Annotated in this window: 19 protein-coding genes; 2 read left to right on the forward strand and 17 right to left on the reverse strand. The window is 67.8% G+C overall.

Annotated elements, in window-relative coordinates; genetic code table 11:
* Positions 1-45 precede the first annotated feature (45 nt).
* The 9 genes from HF877_RS04815 to HF877_RS04855 form a co-directional block, all read right to left on the reverse strand.
* The gene (locus tag HF877_RS04815) at positions 46-405 is read right to left on the reverse strand and encodes an NADH-quinone oxidoreductase subunit A (protein WP_169620050.1); all 360 of its coding nucleotides are present in this window, start codon (positions 403-405) and stop codon (positions 46-48) included.
* Positions 406-670: 265 nt separating this feature from the next.
* Positions 671-1,099, reverse strand: coding sequence for a response regulator transcription factor (locus HF877_RS04820; RefSeq protein ID WP_169620366.1), 429 nt, complete (start codon positions 1,097-1,099; stop codon positions 671-673).
* A 92-nt stretch (positions 1,100-1,191) separates the two neighbouring features.
* Positions 1,192-2,433, reverse strand: a complete 1,242-nt coding sequence (locus HF877_RS04825) for a glycosyltransferase (protein ID WP_169620051.1) — start codon at positions 2,431-2,433, stop codon at positions 1,192-1,194.
* Positions 2,434-3,031: 598 nt separating this feature from the next.
* Positions 3,032-3,943, reverse strand: a complete 912-nt coding sequence (locus tag HF877_RS04830) for a manganese catalase family protein (RefSeq protein ID WP_169620052.1) — start codon at positions 3,941-3,943, stop codon at positions 3,032-3,034.
* A 218-nt stretch (positions 3,944-4,161) separates the two neighbouring features.
* Positions 4,162-4,446, reverse strand: a complete 285-nt coding sequence (locus HF877_RS04835; RefSeq protein ID WP_169620053.1) for a hypothetical protein — start codon at positions 4,444-4,446, stop codon at positions 4,162-4,164.
* A 233-nt stretch (positions 4,447-4,679) separates the two neighbouring features.
* Positions 4,680-5,348, reverse strand: coding sequence for a methionine ABC transporter permease (locus HF877_RS04840; RefSeq protein WP_169620054.1), 669 nt, complete (start codon positions 5,346-5,348; stop codon positions 4,680-4,682).
* A gap of 13 nt (positions 5,349-5,361) precedes the next feature.
* A complete protein-coding gene (locus HF877_RS04845) occupies positions 5,362-6,435 on the reverse strand; it encodes a methionine ABC transporter ATP-binding protein (protein WP_346765061.1) in 1,074 nt (357 codons plus the stop codon).
* Positions 6,381-7,217 carry a MetQ/NlpA family ABC transporter substrate-binding protein gene (locus HF877_RS04850; RefSeq protein ID WP_169620055.1) on the reverse strand — a complete coding sequence of 279 codons (837 nt, stop codon included), beginning with the start codon at positions 7,215-7,217 and terminating at the stop codon, positions 6,381-6,383. The genes HF877_RS04845 and HF877_RS04850 overlap by 55 nt, the downstream gene beginning before the upstream one ends.
* A gap of 171 nt (positions 7,218-7,388) precedes the next feature.
* Positions 7,389-8,414, reverse strand: a complete 1,026-nt coding sequence (locus tag HF877_RS04855) for an isopenicillin N synthase family oxygenase (RefSeq protein ID WP_169620056.1) — start codon at positions 8,412-8,414, stop codon at positions 7,389-7,391.
* A gap of 345 nt (positions 8,415-8,759) precedes the next feature.
* Here HF877_RS04855 and HF877_RS04860 point away from each other — a divergent pair, with 345 nt between their 5' ends.
* Together HF877_RS04860 and HF877_RS04865 are read left to right on the forward strand one after the other, a co-directional pair.
* The gene (locus HF877_RS04860) at positions 8,760-9,377 is read left to right on the forward strand and encodes a DJ-1/PfpI family protein (protein ID WP_169620057.1); all 618 of its coding nucleotides are present in this window, start codon (positions 8,760-8,762) and stop codon (positions 9,375-9,377) included.
* Complete coding sequence (locus tag HF877_RS04865) at positions 9,374-9,844, forward strand: MarR family transcriptional regulator (RefSeq protein WP_169620058.1); 471 nt, start codon at positions 9,374-9,376, stop codon at positions 9,842-9,844. Before HF877_RS04860 ends, HF877_RS04865 begins: the two co-directional genes overlap by 4 nt.
* A gap of 7 nt (positions 9,845-9,851) precedes the next feature.
* Here HF877_RS04865 and HF877_RS04870 read toward each other — a convergent pair whose 3' ends face one another.
* From HF877_RS04870 to trpB, 8 genes are all read right to left on the reverse strand, one after another.
* The gene (locus tag HF877_RS04870) at positions 9,852-10,724 is read right to left on the reverse strand and encodes an acyl-CoA thioesterase II (protein WP_169620059.1); all 873 of its coding nucleotides are present in this window, start codon (positions 10,722-10,724) and stop codon (positions 9,852-9,854) included.
* Complete coding sequence (gene pyk, locus HF877_RS04875; RefSeq protein ID WP_169620060.1) at positions 10,721-12,142, reverse strand: pyruvate kinase; 1,422 nt, start codon at positions 12,140-12,142, stop codon at positions 10,721-10,723. Before pyk ends, HF877_RS04870 begins: the two co-directional genes overlap by 4 nt.
* Before the next feature lie 84 nt (positions 12,143-12,226).
* Positions 12,227-12,397 carry a hypothetical protein gene (locus HF877_RS04880; protein ID WP_169620014.1) on the reverse strand — a complete coding sequence of 57 codons (171 nt, stop codon included), beginning with the start codon at positions 12,395-12,397 and terminating at the stop codon, positions 12,227-12,229.
* Positions 12,398-12,456: 59 nt separating this feature from the next.
* The gene (locus tag HF877_RS04885) at positions 12,457-13,161 is read right to left on the reverse strand and encodes a phosphodiesterase (protein WP_346765062.1); all 705 of its coding nucleotides are present in this window, start codon (positions 13,159-13,161) and stop codon (positions 12,457-12,459) included.
* Between the two features lie 100 nt (positions 13,162-13,261).
* The gene (locus HF877_RS04890; RefSeq protein WP_346765063.1) at positions 13,262-14,068 is read right to left on the reverse strand and encodes a TM2 domain-containing protein; all 807 of its coding nucleotides are present in this window, start codon (positions 14,066-14,068) and stop codon (positions 13,262-13,264) included.
* Entirely contained in the window at positions 14,065-15,102 is a 1,038-nt protein-coding gene (lgt, locus tag HF877_RS04895) for a prolipoprotein diacylglyceryl transferase (protein ID WP_169620061.1), read from the reverse strand. Before lgt ends, HF877_RS04890 begins: the two co-directional genes overlap by 4 nt.
* The gene (trpA, locus tag HF877_RS04900; protein ID WP_169620062.1) at positions 15,099-15,902 is read right to left on the reverse strand and encodes a tryptophan synthase subunit alpha; all 804 of its coding nucleotides are present in this window, start codon (positions 15,900-15,902) and stop codon (positions 15,099-15,101) included. The genes lgt and trpA overlap by 4 nt, the downstream gene beginning before the upstream one ends.
* A complete protein-coding gene (gene trpB / locus HF877_RS04905; RefSeq protein ID WP_169620370.1) occupies positions 15,899-17,152 on the reverse strand; it encodes a tryptophan synthase subunit beta in 1,254 nt (417 codons plus the stop codon). The genes trpA and trpB overlap by 4 nt, the downstream gene beginning before the upstream one ends.
* Between the last annotated feature and the right edge of the window lie 31 nt (positions 17,153-17,183).

The following is a 17,183-nucleotide window of genomic DNA, read 5'->3' on the forward strand; positions in this document are numbered from 1 at the left end:
GCAGCCACTTCGACGACACCGCCCTCGGCCGGTGCGTCACGCGGGCTACTCCCAGGCGAGTCCGCCGCGTTTCCATTCGTAGGCGTACGCGACGAACACATTGACCATGAACAACCCCATCGCGAGCAGTCCGAACACGCCCAGCGCGTCGAAATTCACCGCCCACGGATACAGGAAGACGATTTCGATATCGAAAATGATGAACAGCATGGCCGTGAGGTAGTACTTGACGGGAAAACGTCCGCCTCCGACGGGCTGCGGTGTCGGATCGATGCCGCATTCGTAGGCTTCGAGCTTGGCCCGGTTGTAGCGACTCGGCCCGGCTATCGACGCGACGACCACCGAGAACACCGCGAACGCGACAGCGATCGCTCCCAGCACCAGGATCGGTACATAGACGTTCATCGCCACCTCCGGTTCCGCTGACGTCTCCCGGTCGTGCCGTAGTCACAGAACCTCGGTCCCCGGTGCCCGAGCCCGGCAATCCGGGACAACTCGGTCACATGTGAGCTACCGCACACACACTAGTAGCGTTCGTGCCGCAGTTGTCAGCGATTTCGGATGCAGAATTCCGTCGCGCGTGTCCGCTCGGAAGCGAGGTACGGATGGGGTAGGTTCGTGCGCGCCGTTCGGTACGGAGCGGTCGGTTCGGTATCGGCCCGCGGGCGGTTCAGCGGCCGGCCGGACGCAGCAGTCGTACCACTTCACGGGCGAGCGTCAGTGGATCGATCGGGCGCGTGACGACCGCCTCGGCACGTGACCAGGACGCGAGCCACGCGTCATCGGCTCTGCCTGTGAGCACCACGATCGGTGGGCACGGATCGATCTCGTCCTTGAGCTGTTTCGCGATGCCGAGTCCGCCCGCGGGCGCCGTCTCACCGTCGAGTATCGCGAGGTCGACGTCGCCCGCGTCCATATGTGCGATCACCACCGGCGCGGTGGCCACTTCGAGGTACTCGAACCGGGGCAGGTCGGGGTGCACCCGGTCTCCGAGCGCCGACCTCAACTGCGCGCGCACACCCGCGTCGTCGCTGTAGAGGAGTATCCGCAGCGGCGCGGAGGGGCTGGTGCTGTCGGGCGCGGCGGTCACGCGCCCGATGCTAGAGGCTCACCGGGCGAGCGGGGCGTATCCGGCGGGCGTCGGGACGCGTGTCGCCGGAGGCCGGTCCGAAGCGCTCGCTGCCGCCGGTCTCACAGTGCTCCCGACCGGGAGGCGCCGGCGCGGACCGTGACGGGTTCGGCGAGGGACTGCCGGACAGCGCGTTCGTAGGCACCGACAAGGTCGACGACGGCCCGTCCCCAGGAATAGCGCGTTTCGGCACGATCGCGCCCCGCGACACCGAAAGCGCCGTGCTGCACCGGATCAGCGATCAGTTCCCGTACGGCCGTAGCGACGGCGTGCGGGGAGCGCGGTGGTACGAGGAGCCCGGTCACCCCGTCGACCACGATGTCGCGCAGGCTCGCGACTGCGGTCGCCACCACCGGGCGTCCGCACGCCATGGCCTCGAGCGCCACGATCCTGAACGGTTCGTACCGCGACGGGCACAGCACCACGTCGGCCGAACGCAACAATGCGGGCATCCTGTCTCGCGTGACGTGCCCCTCCATGTGCACTCGCTCGCGCACCCCGAGTTCGTCGGCGAGCGCGAGCAATCGGTCCGTTTCGTCCGCCGCCGCGTCGTCGTGCGCGGCTCCCCCGGCGATGACGAGTTCGGTGTCGGGCAGCAGCGACAACGCCGTGACGGCGGTGTCGAACCCGTCCTCCGGCGCCGGCCGCCCCGCCGCCACGAGCCGGTACCGTCCACGGGACGACGGGACCGTGCCGAATCCGGCGACGGTGAAGTGGTCGACGTCGACGCCGGACGGGACTACCGATGCCCGCGTTCGTGGCAGACCCATCCGAGACAACTCGAAGACTTGTTCCGAGCACGTCGCGACCACATGATGTGCTCCCTTCGCCAGCACACGTTCGAGCCGCATCCGGCTCGAAAGGTCCATCTCCCCACCGGATTGCAGCGCGGATTCGGCAACGCTGAGGGTGGCGAAGGTCTGCACGGTAGGGAGGGAGAGCGCTCGGGCGGCGAGTTGGGTGGCGATTCCCGATGTCCACGAATGCGCATGCGCGACGTCGGGACGGTGCCGCATCCAGTCCGCTTCCAGGAAGCCTGCGAACGTGCCCATCGTCGGCAGCACTTCGTCTTCCGCCAGCGGGGCTGCCGGGCCCGCGGGTACATGGACCACCGTGTATCCGTGAGCTGTGGTGACGCGTTCGGGGAGATCAGGATTGTCGCGCCGGGTGTAGACGGTCACGTCGTGGCCCGCACGGGCGAGAGCGGCGAACAACTCGGCACTATGCGCTTTCCGGCGGTCCGTGTCCGCACGCCCGCAGGTGGCGAGCGGGCTGATGTCGTCGGATACCATCGCGATTCGCATGATCTTCCTCTTTCTTCTTTCGCGTATTCCGGTGGCCGGTCGGAGTCGGCTACTGCTGCCGACCGCGGCCGTAGCGCCGGTGCTCTCGACAGCGGAGGGGCGCCGCCTCCCACTGCGCGAGCGTTGTGTGCATCCGATGCCGAGCTGAAGACGAGCCGGCGACCTGCGCTGATTCGCGCGGTGACTCCGGAGCGCGCATGCTGACGACACGGTCGGCAGGCACGGGGCTCGGGGCTTTCATCCACCCGTCACCGAGGGCGGGAGCCCATCGGGGGCGTGGAGAACACCTCGTCCAGAGTGCGGCGATGAGCCGTTCGAAATACGTCGGATCCATCAGCAGTGTCGCTTTCGCCTCGCCGGTGCCAAGCGCGGCACGCGGTGCATTCGATGCGAGGGCGGCGCACTGCTGGACCGACCTATCGGTACCGGACTTGTACCCGCGGTACGGGAGCACCAAACATGCGACGGGAGGGGCCGACATATGTCGGCCCCTCCCTGGTTCCTGCGCCCGAGCGCCGCTGTGCGTTTCCACTGCGGACCCGAACCACTCCGTGGTGTCCGTGGCCGCCGGGCACCGGCGACCGTCTCCCTCGCCTACTCAGGGTTCGGTGTTGACTGCGTCCTTCATCTTGCCCATCAGCCCCTTCTCCGTGCCCAGCGCAGCCGAACGCGGCTCACCCTGCGACCCGTCATAGGTCGCATACAGCTTCGGATCCGGCGGCGGCGCACTGGCCACATCACCGAGCGGAACCGGATCGGCCAGGAACGACATCGGCGTCGACCCGTCGGGACCGGTACCGTGCGCCCACCGGCCCTGATCCGACGCGACACCGTCCGACAGATGCCACAGGCTCGTGGCATGTTCGGAATGCTCCTCGTCGAACAACGCGTTCGGTGCGATCGGGGACGGCTCGATCCCGTCGGCCTGCAGTTCCTCGATCGCCGCGAGCCACAGATTCTGGTGGTACGTATCGCGCGCCAGGTTGAACTCGAGCATGTCCTTGACACCCGGATCGTCGGTCATGTGATACAAACGTGCGGTTTGTACCCGGCCCTGCGCTTCGGCAGCGACGTTGGCCCGGAAGTCGGCGAGCAGGTTGCCGCTCGCGACGATGAACCGTCCGTTCCAGGGCACACCGTTGCTGTCCGACAGCGTCGGTCCGCCGCCGGAGACGATGGCCTGTTGCGGGTCCATCCCGCCGAGCACGGCCGCGACGACGGGGTCGGCGGCGGCGTTCTTGGTCGATTCGGTGGCCGGTGCGCCTTCGAGGAGCCGGGCGACCATGGTGGCGATCATTTCGACGTGGCCGATTTCTTCGGTGGCGACGTCCATGATCATGTCTTTGTACTTGCCGGGCATCCGGCAGTTCCATCCCTGGAACAGGTACTGCATGGTGACGGTCATTTCGCCGTATGCGCCGCCGATGAGTTCTTGGAGTTTGCGGGCGTAGACGGGGTCCGGCTTCTCGGGTTTGACGTCGAACTGGAGGTGATCTGTGTGACGGAACAAGGGTTTCACCTTTCAGGAGGTCGGCGCACAGTGCGTGCAGTAGCGGTGTCGTACCACCGCACAACGCGCCCAAACTCCTGGAGCGGATCTGTCCCTTTCGGTTCGTCCGGTGCCCGTCCCCGGCGGCGCCCGTGCCACACCGGTCGTGACCGTCACCGTGCAGAACGATCCGGAGCGCCCCGCGTGTTGCGGACGCGCTCCGGATACGGAGGCACTCATCAGCCGTGACGGATCTCGAATACTCGTGGCGGAGGTGCGATTTCGTGCCGAGCGGGACCATGGACAGTCCCCCGTCCGATGATCGCGCCGGGCGCGATCATCAGGTGCGCCACGATGATGCACGCTCCGATGAGCAGCGACGAGATCAGCCCCACCGAGTACGAACCGGTGAGTGCGGCAGCGACGAAGCCGATGGTGAGCATGCCGGAAAGAACAAGTATGGCGAGCATCCTCCGCTGCGACGACGGCGCGTTCTCGGATGCCTTTCGACGGTGTGCAGCCATCACGATCTCTCCGTTCCCTCCCTGGAGAACAGTTGCCGGACGCCCCCACGTCCGCACCCCTGCCGACCGATGCCCTTCTCGGTACGACGGTGTGCACCTCCGCTGTCAACGGATTCGGCGTTCTGCTTCCCTTCCGCTCGAAGAGAGCGGGTTTGGTTACGGAAATACTATCAACTGTGACATACATCTCGCAATCGATTAGTGGCTCGTCACCGGCCTGTATCTGTCGACGATCACCGCCGGTGCGCGTAGGCCCGGATGATGCCGTCGCCGACCGATTGCATGATCTGCACCATCACGATCAGCACGACCACGGCAACCAGAAGCACCGGCGTGTTGAACCGCTGGTAGCCGTACACGATCGCGAAGTCGCCGAGTCCGCCGCCGCCGATGACACCGGCCATGGCGGAGTACCCGACGAGAAGGACCAGGGTGAGCGTCGCGCCGGCCACGAGAGGCGAGACGGCTTCGGGCAGGAGAACCTTCCGCACGATCTGCCCGGTCGACGCTCCCATCGCCTGGGCTGCTTCGACCCGGCCGCGCGGCACCTCCCGCAGCGCGGATTCGACGATCCGCGCGAAGAACGGGATGGCCCCGATGGTGAGCGGGACGATCGCCGCCGTCGGGCCGATCGCTGTACCGACGATCGCCCGGGTGACTCCGATCAGCGCGATGAGCAGGATCAGGAACGGCAACGACCGGAACAGGTTCACGATCACACCGAGCACCGTATTGAGTGTCCGCCGCGGCAGGAGGCCCGACGGGGAGGTGACCTGCAGGACGATGCCCGCCAGCACTCCCCCGATCACCGTGAGCACGAACGACACCGTGACCATGTACAGCGTTTCGAGGGTCGCCTCCCACACTTCGGGCAAGGAGTCGTACCACGTGAGCTTGTTCATCGCGGATGTGACCTCATTCGGTGAGTCCCTCCAGTTCGGTCCCCGCGCCCCACGACAGGGTCAGGTGCGGGTGCTGGTCCACGAATCGTTCGACCCGGGCGTGGTCGGTGTCCGTCGTGAATCGCAAACGCATCCGGCCGACGGTCACGTCGCCCACCTGCTCGACGCGCCCGCCGACGACGGCGATATCGGCGTCCGCAGCCCGGATCATCTGGGACAGCCACGGCCCGTGCGCCGCGTCTCCGATCGCCGTGACCACTGCGGTGTCGGCGCTCGACCCCAGAGAGGGGTCGTTACCGACCGGCAGCATCGCGGCACCGAGCGCAGAGTCGGGCGAGGCGACGAGGTCGGTGATGCGCCCGGTCTCCACGATCCGGCCGGCTTCGAGTCGCGCCGCCGACGTGCAGATTCTGCGTAGCACCCCGAGTTCGTGGGTGATCACCACAACCGTCACGCCCAGGGTGCGGTTCACCTCGGCGACGAGGTCGAGAACCTGCTCGGTGGTGTCGGGGTCGAGGGCGCTGGTCGCTTCGTCGCACAGCAGCACCTCGGGTTCTGCGGCGAGCGCGCGCGCGATGCCGACGCGTTGCTGCTGGCCGCCCGACAACTGGGACGGGTAGCTCTTCTCCTTGCCGGACAGGCCGACGAGGTCGATCAGCGACGCCGCGCGGGCGCGCCGCTCGTCCTTGCCCAAGCCGGCGAGTTCGAGTGGCAACTCGATGTTGCGGAGGACGGTGCGCGAGTGCAGCAGGTTGAACTGCTGGAAGACGGTGCCGATCCGGCGCCGGGCGGAGCGCAGTTCGGCCCCGGAGAGAGTCGACAGGTCGTCCCCGCCGAGAAGGATGCGACCCGACGTGGGCTTTTCGAGGAGGTTCAGGCACCGGAGAAGAGTGGATTTACCCGATCCGGACGGACCCACGATGCCGAAGATCTCTCCGTCCGGGATGTCGAGAGAAACCCCTCGCAACGCCGCGACCTCCCCGGCGCCGCCGGCGCCGGGGAAGGTCTTGACGAGATTGTCGACGACGATCATCAGTTCGTGGGCTGGACCGGAACGACGGAACCCGAGTAGGTCTCCTCGATCCACGCAGCGGTTTCCGGCGACTCGAGAGCGTCCGCGAGTGCGACCACCGCGGGGTCGTTCTCGTTCTCGGCGCGCACGACGAGCAGGTTGGAGAAGGGGTTGCCGTCGACCTGCTCGGTGACGATGCCGTCCTCGGCCGGGGTGAGTCCGGCCTCGAGGGCGTAGTTGGAGTTGATGACGGCGGCGGTGACCTGCGCGTCGTCGAGCTGACGCGCGAGCTGGGGCCGCTCGATCGCCAGGAACTTCAGGTTCTTCGGATTCGCGGTGATGTTCGATTCGGTGACCACCGACAGATCTGCCTGGTCGAACGGCACGTCCATCTCGATCAGCCCGGCCGATTCGAGCAGGTACAGCGCGCGGGCGTAGTTGGTGGTGTCACGCGGCACCGCGATGGTGTCGCCGTCCTTCAACTCGTCGAGCGACCCGATCTTGTTGGAGTACAGGCTCAGCGGCTCGAGGTGCACGTCTGCAACAGCGACGAGATCGTCGACACCGTTCTGCTTCTGCCAGTCGATCAGGTACGGCTCGTGCTGGAAGAAGTTCGCGTCCACGTCACCGGCTTCGAGCAACTCGTTGGGATCGACCTCGCCGGTGATGTCGAGGATGTCGAGCTGGTAGTCGCCGAGCGCACCGGTGCTCACGAGGTGATCGAGGATCTCTACGTGCGGCGTGGACGAGGCCGAGATCCGCAGGGTGTTCTCGTCTCCTCCGGACGACGAGCAGGCTGCCAGGCCGAGGGCGAGGGTGAAAGCGGTGGTCGCGACGACGGTACGACGCAGGAACATCGGGTACTACCTTCCGTTGTGGAACTGCCGGTGGTCGGCAGGGTGGAACTGTGGGAGCGCCCCGGACGACGCGGGATCACGCAGTCCGGACGGGTCGGCTCTCAGGCTACGGCGGACGTGTGGTCGGGCCGGACGAATCCGGCGGTGCGGGGGCGGCAGGCGACGACGAGGTCATCGGCCGAGTTCGAACGAGCGGAGCAACTCCGCGTGGTACCGATCGGTGACATTGGGATGAGCACGCAACCGGGATTTGAGCGCGTTCAGTCCGTACACCGCGTGCAGCGCTCCGCCGTGCGCGTCGTGTCCCACGCCCCGCGCCGCGGCCGCCAGATGATCCGGCAGCGGGAGGGTGGGCAGCGCTTTGTCGAGTGCGGGATTGAGGAAGAACGGCAGGGACACCCGATCCGTTCCTGTTGACGGCGGTTCGACGCGGTGGACGGTCGCCGTGAGATATCCGCCGGTGGCCACCTCGAGCAGTTCGCCGATGTTGACGAGGAGGTGCCCCGGGAGCGGATCGACCTCGAACCATGCGCCGTCGCGCTGCACCTGAAAGCCGGTGCTCCCGGGCTCGGGGTACAGAAGGGTCAGCGCGCCGACATCCTTGTGGCTGCCCACTCCCTGGTCGGTCACCGATCGATCGTGGCCGGGATAGCGCACGATCTTGAGCAACGGGTCCGGGTGGGCGAAGGCCTCGTCGAAGAAATCTGCGGGGGCCCCCAGGGATTCGGCCCAGGCGCGCAGCAAGCGGAGACCGACCACCTGGAGTCGGTCCATCCACTCCACTGCTGCCGGGCGCAACTGCGGAACCTGCGCGGGCCACAGGTTCGGTCCGTGGAGCACCCCCCAGGGACGCGCCGGATCGAACTCGGCGACGGCGTCGCGTTCCGGCCCGATGTCGAGTTGTTCGCGCCAGTCGACGTGGCCCTGGGTGCGCTCACCGCCGACCCGGGTGTAACCGCGGAAGTGTGGTGAGTGGCTGTTCTCGACCTCGAGTTTGGCGGCGTCGGGAAGCGCGAAGAACTCGCGGGAGGCAGCAATCAGGCGATCGGCCGCCGCGGGATCGATTCCGTGGCCGGCGAGGTGGAAGAAGCCGATCTCGTGCGTGACGGTGCGAAGACGGTCGAGCGCAGCATCGCGTGTTTCAGGTGCATCGAAGTCGGCGAGATCGATGACGGGAAGTGCCGTCGAATCGGACATGCGGAGGATCCTTTCGAACCGTCGCGGGCTCGGGTGACGAGGCCAACGGCGCACGGTTCGGGGGACGGATTTCGGGCACGGCTCCCGAGGGGGACCTATGCCCCGGTCGGGGGTATCAGCGGCAGGCGCAACAACACGACGGGGCGGCGACGCCCGCACGTGTGTGCATGTCCTGTGCTCGATTCATGCCGAACATGTCCCCTCCGATGGGTCGGGCTCGACCCTAGACGACAGCAAAACCACCGAGTGGTCGATACGAGGCTAATCGTCGACGCGGCGGTCGGGCAAATCGTCCATCGGCGGCACACCATTGACAGCACGCTGTCATGCAGACAGCATACTGTCATGGATGGCATCGTGTACTTCGCCGTGTACGACACGCTCGCCGACTGGGAGATCGGATACGCGATGTCGGGCATCGCAGATCCCGACTTCCAACGTCAGCCGGGGCGCTACAGCGTCCGCACCGTCTCGACCGGACGCGACCCGGTCACCACCATGGGCGGCCTCCGCATCGTGCCGGACGTCACACTCGACGAGGTGGATCCGCCCTCCTCCGCAATGCTCGTGCTCGCCGGCAACAACATCTGGCCCACCGAGGCGTTCACTCCGTTCACCGACAAAGCGAGAGAGTTCCTCGACGCGGGCGTCCCGGTCGCCGCGATGTGCGGAGCGACCGGCGGACTCGCGCGGGCGGGGCTGCTCGACGACCACGCCCACACGAGCAATGCGAGGGAATTCTTGGAGAGCGTCGGATACGGCGGCGCGCACCTCTATCGCGACGACCTGGCCGTCACCGACCGGGACCTCCTCACCGCGAGCGGGATAGCGCCGGTCGAGTTCGCCCGCGCCATCTTCGAGCGTCTCGATCTGTACACACCCGAGGTGCTCACCGCCTGGTACAAGCTCTACGGCGAGCACGACCCGTCGGGATACTACGAACTGACGGCACACGAGGGATGAGCACGACCGAAACCTCGATTCCGAAACTGCTCAGCGCCGCCGCGTTGACATCGTTCCGCCTCAACGGCCAGTTCCTGGACCTCGCGGACACCCTCGCCGCACCCGCAGGCCTGACCGTCTCGCGCTGGCAGGTACTCGGCGCCGTACTCACCACGCCGCTGCCGGTCGCGGGGATCGCACGCGAGATGGGCATCACCCGCCAGAGCGTGCAGCGCATCGCGGATCTGCTCGTCGAGCAGGGGCTCGCGGAATACCGGCCGAACCCGGCGCATCGCCGCGCGAAGCTGGTCGCCGCGACGCCGGCGGGTCTCGAGGCGGTCGCACAGATCGACCCCGCGCACGCGACGGCCGCGCGCCGTCTGTGCGACGAGATGGGCTGCGACGACTTCGAGGAGGCCGTGTCGGCGCTGCGACGGTTGTCGGCGGCGCTCGAGCGGATGACCGGCGATTCCGGCGACCGCGCGTGAGCGTCGCTCAGCGGCGGGACGGGAAGTGCCGCACCAGACCTTCCTGCACAACCGTCGCGACGAGTTGCCCGTCGAGGTCGAAGTACCGGCCCGTCGCCATCCCGCGCGACCCGGCCGCGACCGGCGACTCGGTGGCGTAGAGATGCCAGTCGTCGAATCGGAGCGGGCGGTGGAACCAGATCGAATGATTGACGGTGGCCGCGACGATCCGGTCGAGACCCCACGACAATCCGTGCGTGGTCAGAATCGAGTCGAGGACCGTGGTGTCGGAACTGTAGGCCAGAGTCGCCGCGTGCAGCAGCGCATCGCCGGGCATCTCACCGTCGGGACGCATCCAGACACGGTTGTGGTTGAGCTTCTCGCCGGTGCCCCGCAGCACCCATGCGGGGTCGTTCGCGTACCGCATGTCGATGGGCTTGAGTGCCCCCGCGAAGTACGGCAACTGTGCCTCGAACCCCTGCAACCGCTCCCCGATGGATGGAAGTGTTTCCGGCAGAGGAACTTCCGGAACCCCGACGGAATGCTCGAGTCCCTTCCCCCAGCGCTGGAACGCCGCGAGCATGACGAACAGTTCCTGCCCGTCCTGGTAGGCGGTCACCATCCGGTTCGCGAAGTCACGACCGTCACGGTGCCGCGCGACCCGGTACTCGATGGGCGCCTTGACGTTTCCACCCCGGATGAAGTGCGCGTTGATCGCGTGTACCGGCCGGTCTCCGACCGTGCGTCCCGCCGCGACGAGCGCCTGCGCGACGAGCTGCCCTCCGAACGTCCGGGCACCGACCTGCGGGGGATGTTCGCCGCGGAACACGTCCTCCCCGGTCTGCTCGAGATCGAACAGTCCGAGGAGGACGTGGAGATCCGACGTGTCGACACCCGTCACCGGGTGTCCTTCTCCCCCAGCCGGTGTACGTGGATCAGGTTGGTCGAACCCGTCCGTCCCGGAGGGGCACCTGCGACGATCACCACGAGATCGCCACGCTGGTAACGCCCGAGCGAGAGCAGCGCCGCGTCGACCTGCTCGACCATCTGGTCGGTGGTGTCCACCGGCGGCACGGAGAACGTTTCGGTGCCCCACGTCAGTGCCAGCTGATTGCGAATACTCGGCGCGGGCGTGAAGGCGAGCAGCGGGAGCCTTGTGTGCAGCCGCGCGAGTCGGCGCACCGTGTCGCCCGATTGCGTGAACGCGACGAGTGCGCTCGCATCGAGCCGCTCGCCGATGTCGCGGGCCGCATACGAGATCACGCCGCGTTTCGTGCGGGGCACGTGGGTCAGCGCGGGAACGTCGGTCGAATCCGATTCGACGGCCGCGATGATGCGCGCCATCGTCTTGACGGTCTCGATCGGGAACTTGCCCACCGAGGTCTCGCCGGACAGCATGACGGCGTCGGCGCCGTCGAGTACGGCGTTCGCGACGTCGGATGCCTCCGCGCGGGTCGGGCGGGAATTCTCGATCATCGACTCGAGCATCTGCGTCGCGACGATCACGGGCTTGGCGTTCTCCCGGGCGATCTGGATCGCGCGCTTCTGCACCAGCGGGACCTCTTCGAGCGGCAGTTCCACACCGAGGTCGCCGCGAGCGACCATCACCGCGTCGAATGCCAGCACGACCGCTTCGAGGTTCTCGATCGCTTCGGGCTTCTCGAGCTTGGCGATGACCGGGACACGCCGGCCGACACGATCCATGATCTCGTGCACGAGTTCGATGTCGGCCGGGGAACGCACGAACGACAGAGCGATGAAGTCGACACCGAGCTGCAGCGCGAATTCGAGGTCGGCGATGTCCTTTTCGGACAGCGCCGGAACGGAGACGTTCATACCGGGCAGCGAGACGCCCTTGTTGTTGCTGACCGGGCCGCCCTCGGTCACGCGGCAGACCACGTCGTTTCCTTCGACGGATTCGACCACGAGGCCGACCTTGCCGTCGTCGACGAGCAACCGGTCACCGGCGACCGCGTCCTGCGCGAGTTCCTTGTACGTGGTCGAGACGCGGTCGTGGGTGCCTTCGACGTCGTCGACGGTGATGCGGACGAGTTCACCGTTGTTCCAGACGGTGGGGCCGTCGGCGAATCGGCCCAGACGAATCTTGGGTCCCTGGAGGTCGGCGAGCACGCCGACGGCCTTGCCGGACGACTCGGCGGCGGCACGAACGTGGTTGTACTGGACCTCGTGATCGGCGTGATCTCCGTGGCTGAAATTCAGCCGCGCCACATCCATGCCGGCGTCGACGAGTTCCCGGAGGACGTCGGGGTCCGAGGTAGCCGGGCCCATTGTGCATACGATCTTGGTACGTCGGGTCACGCCTCGAGCCTAGCCCCCATGGTGCGCGCCCACCATCGGAGTCCGTAACCCGCACGCGCGCACCCGGAGCGGCAGCCCGGTGTGTCAGTCCTTCTGGTCCTCTGCTATTTCGGGTGCATTCTCCCTGGTCGCCATCCCGCCGGTCCCGCCTTCGTCGGCGGGTCCGGGCCGGCCGCCCTTGGGTGCGCGGGCGTGCGACGCGCTCTCGCCGGTCGTCTTGCCGGGGCCGTCCGAACGGTTCTTCTTCTCTGCCATCACGTCGTCTCCTCATCTACCGGGTACATGGACACCGTCGGTCTCACGCGTCGAGAACCTCACGCATCGAGGGAGGCTGCCCGTCCCGCGCGGCTGCCGCGATACGCGTCCCGGCGAATCTCTGCGACGAAGTCGGGCCACATCCGCAACGTAGGGGGACAGTGCACCACCGGGTCGAACGAGGTCATCTCGGAATCGTCCACCGCGAGTCGCGAGGTGAGGGTGACATTCCCGAACGGGAGTGCCGCGCCCCGCGCCGGCGCCCAGCCGAGCGAGAAGACGAGCGGTGCCACCTCGGGCCGGAGATCGTCCGCCGATGTGGTGTTCGGCTGCCGTCCCACGGGCGTCGCGAGGACCCATCGCACCCGGTCGTCCCCGTATCTGCGGTACGCGGCGAGGCTGCTGTAGCGCGCGCTCCCCCAGCCGCGCACCGGGAGCAGTACCGCCCGCGCCGGGAGATACGAGGTCGCGAGCAGCAGATCCCAGGGACCCGATTCCAGGGAGACCCGCAGCGCGAGACCGAGAATGTCGGGAACGCCGGCGGGCAGCCCGATGCCCCGGGAAAGCCGGCCGGTGACGGCATAGCGCCCCGGAGGCACGGGCCCGCCGTCCACCCGTACGTCCAGGTGGCCGCGGAACAACGCGCCTTCGGGGTGGAACGCTCGCGCACCCCGCAGCGCCGAGGCGGCCCGGAACACTCCGGACACGGCCGAACGCAGGGGTCCTGCGGATCGGGTGCGGCTGGAAAGATCGAGGGGCGACACGGACCGCGTATACCCGGTGCGGTCGGGTTCAATCCTGGCCGTCCGGTCCGGGCCGGAGGTTCGCCGCACGGGTGAACCCGTCACCGGTCGGTGCCGGCCGTTACGGGCGGAGCGGCCGCCCGTGCTCGTCGCGCACCTTGCCGGTGAGCATCAAGATGCCGTCGATGAGCGGCCAGATCCCCCCGATACCGCAGGTCAACCATGTGACGGCGATCTGCGCCACCGCCGTGCCGGGCTGGCCGAGGTAGAAGCGTCCTGCACCGAAGGCGCCGAGCAGGATTTCGAGTACGCCGGCCGTGACCTTCGACTTGTCCGAGTACGCCTCGCCGGTATAGGGGTCGCGTCCGAACGGGGCGGAAGGATCGGTGCCGTATCCCTGGGGCGCGCCGTAGCCCTGGGGGCTGCCGTAGGCCGGCGGAGGTCCGTAGGCAGGCGGAGTGCCGTATCCCGGCTGCGGGACATCCTGCGCGGGAAAGCCGGGGGCGGAAGTCGGATAGCCCGGGTCGGGAGTGCCGTAAACGGGACCCGGCGACGCCGATTCCTGCCCCTGGTTCGGACCGGGGTAGGGATAGCCGCTCGGGGGCGGATAGTCGGACTGGTGCGCCGCCGGCGGAGGGTAACTCGGCGTGGTGCCCCAGCCGGGACCGTTGCCGATCCCGGAGTAGGTATCCCAGCCGGGGCCGGGGGTTCCGGTGTGACCGCCGAAGGACTCCGCCGGGGGCTGCTGCTCGGAGAGCGAGGCCTGCGCGGTCGCGTCGTAGTCGAAGGTCCGGCCGAAATCCCGGGTCGGCTCGTCGTGGTGCGCGGTGTCTCCGCCCGGTGTCCCGGTATCGGAGTGTTTGCGCAGGTCCGGCTTGGCAGGTTCGGCGTCGCGCGAGTCGGACGCGCCCGGGTCCGGTGCGGTCACGAGTTGTCTCCCTTGCTCTTGCCTGGCCGTGAACCATCTAGTTTAGCTGCGACTTCGGTCCCGTCGTCGTCCGCTGCGCGGGGCGTCTCGGGGGCAGTCGATTCGCCCTCGGCCGTCTCGGCCGCGGAGTCCTTGTCGCCGGGCGCGACCTGTGGGTCGGCAGGCGTGCCGCCGAGCGTGGCCGGATCTTCGCGGCCCTTACGCGCGAAGATCACGTAGGCGACCGCCAGCACGAACACGATGCCCGAGGTGAAGGTGTTGATGCGGATTCCGGCGATCTCGGTGGCCGCATCGGCACGCATCAGCTCGATCCAGAACCGTCCGGAGCAATAGCCCGCGACGTACAGCGCGAACAGGCGTCCGTGCCCGATGGCGAATCGGCGGTCGATCAGCACCAGCAGAATCACCACGGCGACGTTCCACAGCAACTCGTACAGGAAGGTCGGGTGGACGACGAAGGCCACTTCGCCGGTGGAGACGCCGTCGATCAATGCCGGCGATACGCGACCGGCGTCGTCGCTGCGCTGGTAGATCTCGAGGCCCCACGCGACGGTCGTTTCCCGCCCGTAGAGTTCCTGGTTGAACCAGTTGCCGAGTCGCCCGATGGCCTGGGCCAGCAGAATGGCGGGTGCCAGCGCGTCGCCGAACGCGGGCAACGGGATGCCGCGGCGGCGGCAGCCGATCCAGGCTCCGACGGCGCCGAGCGCGACGGCCCCCCAGATTCCGAGGCCGCCTTCCCAGATCTTGAGGGCATCCGCAGGGTTCGCGCCCTCCCCGAAGTATTTCTGCCAGTCGGTGAGGACGTGGTAGAGACGGCCGCCGATGAGACCGAACGGCACGGCCCACACGGCGATGTCGAGAACCGTGCCGGGCTTGCCGCCACGGGCGACCCAGCGACGATCGCCCCACCAGATGGCGACGACGATGCCGACGATGATGCAGAGGGCGTAGGCGCGCAGGGCCAGGGGCCCGACGTACCAGACGCCCTGTGAGGGGCTCGGCAGATAAGCCAGAACAGACGCAGTCGATGTCACGAGGCCACGGTAGCCGAGCGCACGCCCCTCGCGAGATCCTGCGTCAGGGCGAGCAGCGCGTCGCGGCCCTGGGCCGCCGCCGTCACCAGCGCCGAGCCGACGATCACGCCGTCCGCGTACCCGGCGATCTCGGCTGCCTGCGCGCCGTTGCGGACGCCGAGTCCGACGCCGACCGGGATGTCGCTGTGGGTGCGCACCCGGGCGACGATCTCGGGTGCACGGTTGTCGACCTTGTCGCGGGCGCCGGTGACACCCATCGTCGACGTCGCGTAGACGAAGCCCACACACTGGTCGAGCGTCTTGGCGAGGCGCTCGTTGGTGGACGACGGGGCGACGAGGAACGTCCGGCCGAGGCCGTACTTCTCCGCGGCGGCGATCCACTCTCCGGCCTCGTCGGGAATGAGGTCGGGGGTGATCATCCCGAGTCCGCCGGCAGCGGCGAGGTCACGGGCGAAGTTGTCGACGCCGTAGCGCATCACGAGGTTCCAGTACGTCATGACGACCGCTGCGCCGCCGGCGGCGTTCACCGCTTCGATCGCCCGGAACACGTCGCGCACCTTGACGCCGTTGGCGATCGCCTCGAAGGCCGCTTCCTGGATGGTGGTGCCGTCCATCACCGGGTCGCTGTACGGGATGCCGACCTCGATGAGATCGCACCCGCCCTCGACCAGGGTGGTCATGGCTTCGAGCGAGCGTTCGACGGTCGGATAGCCGACGGGGAGATATCCGATGAGCGCGGCGCGGTTCTCCGCCCGGCAGGTGTCGAATATCTGGGTGAGGCGTTCGTGCGGGGCGCTCACTGCGCGGCTCCTTGGGTGCTGTCGCTGGCGTTGTCCGGGAGGTAGCCGAACCACTTGGCTGCGGTGTCGACGTCCTTGTCGCCCCGGCCGGACAGGCTCACGAGGATGATCGCGCCCTCCCCCAGCTCGGGTCCGAGTTTCAGGGCTCCGGCCACGGCGTGCGCAGATTCGATCGCGGGAATGATGCCTTCGGTCCGGCACAGCAGGCCGAACGCGTCCATCGCCTCGCTGTCGGTGATCGCCCGGTACTCCGCGCGACCGATGTCGGCGAGCCACGAATGCTCGGGGCCGACACCCGGATAATCCAGACCTGCCGAAATGGAATGCGATTCGATGGTCTGTCCGTCTTCGTCCTGCAGCAGGTACGAGTAGGCGCCGTGCAGTGCGCCGTGGGTGCCACCGCCGATGGTCGCGGCGTGCCGGCCGGTGTCGACGCCGTCGCCGCCGGCTTCGCAGCCGATCAGCTTGACCGACGGATCGTCGATGAACGGATGGAAGATGCCGATGGCATTCGACCCGCCGCCGACGCACGCGACGACCGCGTCGGGCAGGCGACCGGTCATCGCCCGCACCTGCACACGCGATTCGAGTCCGATGATGCGCTGGAAGTCGCGCACCATGGCGGGGAACGGGTGCGGTCCGGCCGCGGTGCCGAAGCAGTAGTACGTGTTGTCGGCGTTGGTCACCCAATCGCGCATCGCTTCGTTGATCGCGTCCTTGAGGGTGCGCGACCCGGTCTTGGCGGCGACGACCTCGGATCCCAGCAGGCGCATCCGCGCGACGTTGAGGGCTTGGCGCTCGGTGTCGACCTCGCCCATGTAGACGCGGCACTCGAGCCCGAGCAGCGCGCAGGCGGTGGCCGTGGCGACGCCGTGCTGCCCCGCACCGGTCTCGGCGATGACGCGGGTCTTTCCCATGCGCTTGGCGAGCAGGACCTGCCCCAGCACATTGTTGATCTTGTGGGAACCGGTGTGGTTCAGATCTTCCCGCTTGAGGAGGATGCGGGCCCCGCCCGCGTGCTCGCTCAGTCTGGTCGCTTCGAACACCGGGGACGGCCGGCCGGTGTAGTCACGCTGCAGCCGGTCGAGTTCGGCGAGAAATCCGGGGTCGGTCCGTTCCTTCTCGTACGCGGCGGTGACCTCTTCGATGACCGCCATGAGCGCCTCGGGGACGTAGCGTCCACCGAACACCCCGTAGTGGCCACGAACGTCCGGCTCGTGGGCGGTGGGGGTGGATACGGCGTCACTCATCGAGGGAAGGCCGTGTCCCTTGGCGAAAAGT

Source organism: Rhodococcus sp. BL-253-APC-6A1W, from assembly GCF_012843405.1.
Classification (GTDB): Bacteria; Actinomycetota; Actinomycetes; order Mycobacteriales; family Mycobacteriaceae; genus Rhodococcus.

Bases quoted from the DNA above. Each gene is read 5' to 3' on its own strand.
- HF877_RS04860 (WP_169620057.1), top strand. From the start codon at position 8,760: ATGGATGGCATCGTGTACTTCGCCGTGTACGACACGCTCGCCGACTGG.
- HF877_RS04835 (WP_169620053.1), bottom strand. From the start codon at position 4,446: ATGGCTGCACACCGTCGAAAGGCATCCGAGAACGCGCCGTCGTCGCAG.
- HF877_RS04815 (WP_169620050.1), bottom strand. From the start codon at position 405: ATGAACGTCTATGTACCGATCCTGGTGCTGGGAGCGATCGCTGTCGCG.
- HF877_RS04840 (WP_169620054.1), bottom strand. From the start codon at position 5,348: ATGAACAAGCTCACGTGGTACGACTCCTTGCCCGAAGTGTGGGAGGCG.
- HF877_RS04825 (WP_169620051.1), bottom strand. From the start codon at position 2,433: ATGCGAATCGCGATGGTATCCGACGACATCAGCCCGCTCGCCACCTGC.
- HF877_RS04880 (WP_169620014.1), bottom strand. From the start codon at position 12,397: ATGGCAGAGAAGAAGAACCGTTCGGACGGCCCCGGCAAGACGACCGGC.
- trpB (WP_169620370.1), bottom strand. From the start codon at position 17,152: ATGAGTGACGCCGTATCCACCCCCACCGCCCACGAGCCGGACGTTCGT.
- HF877_RS04855 (WP_169620056.1), bottom strand. From the start codon at position 8,414: ATGTCCGATTCGACGGCACTTCCCGTCATCGATCTCGCCGACTTCGAT.
- HF877_RS04865 (WP_169620058.1), top strand. From the start codon at position 9,374: ATGAGCACGACCGAAACCTCGATTCCGAAACTGCTCAGCGCCGCCGCG.
- HF877_RS04850 (WP_169620055.1), bottom strand. From the start codon at position 7,217: ATGTTCCTGCGTCGTACCGTCGTCGCGACCACCGCTTTCACCCTCGCC.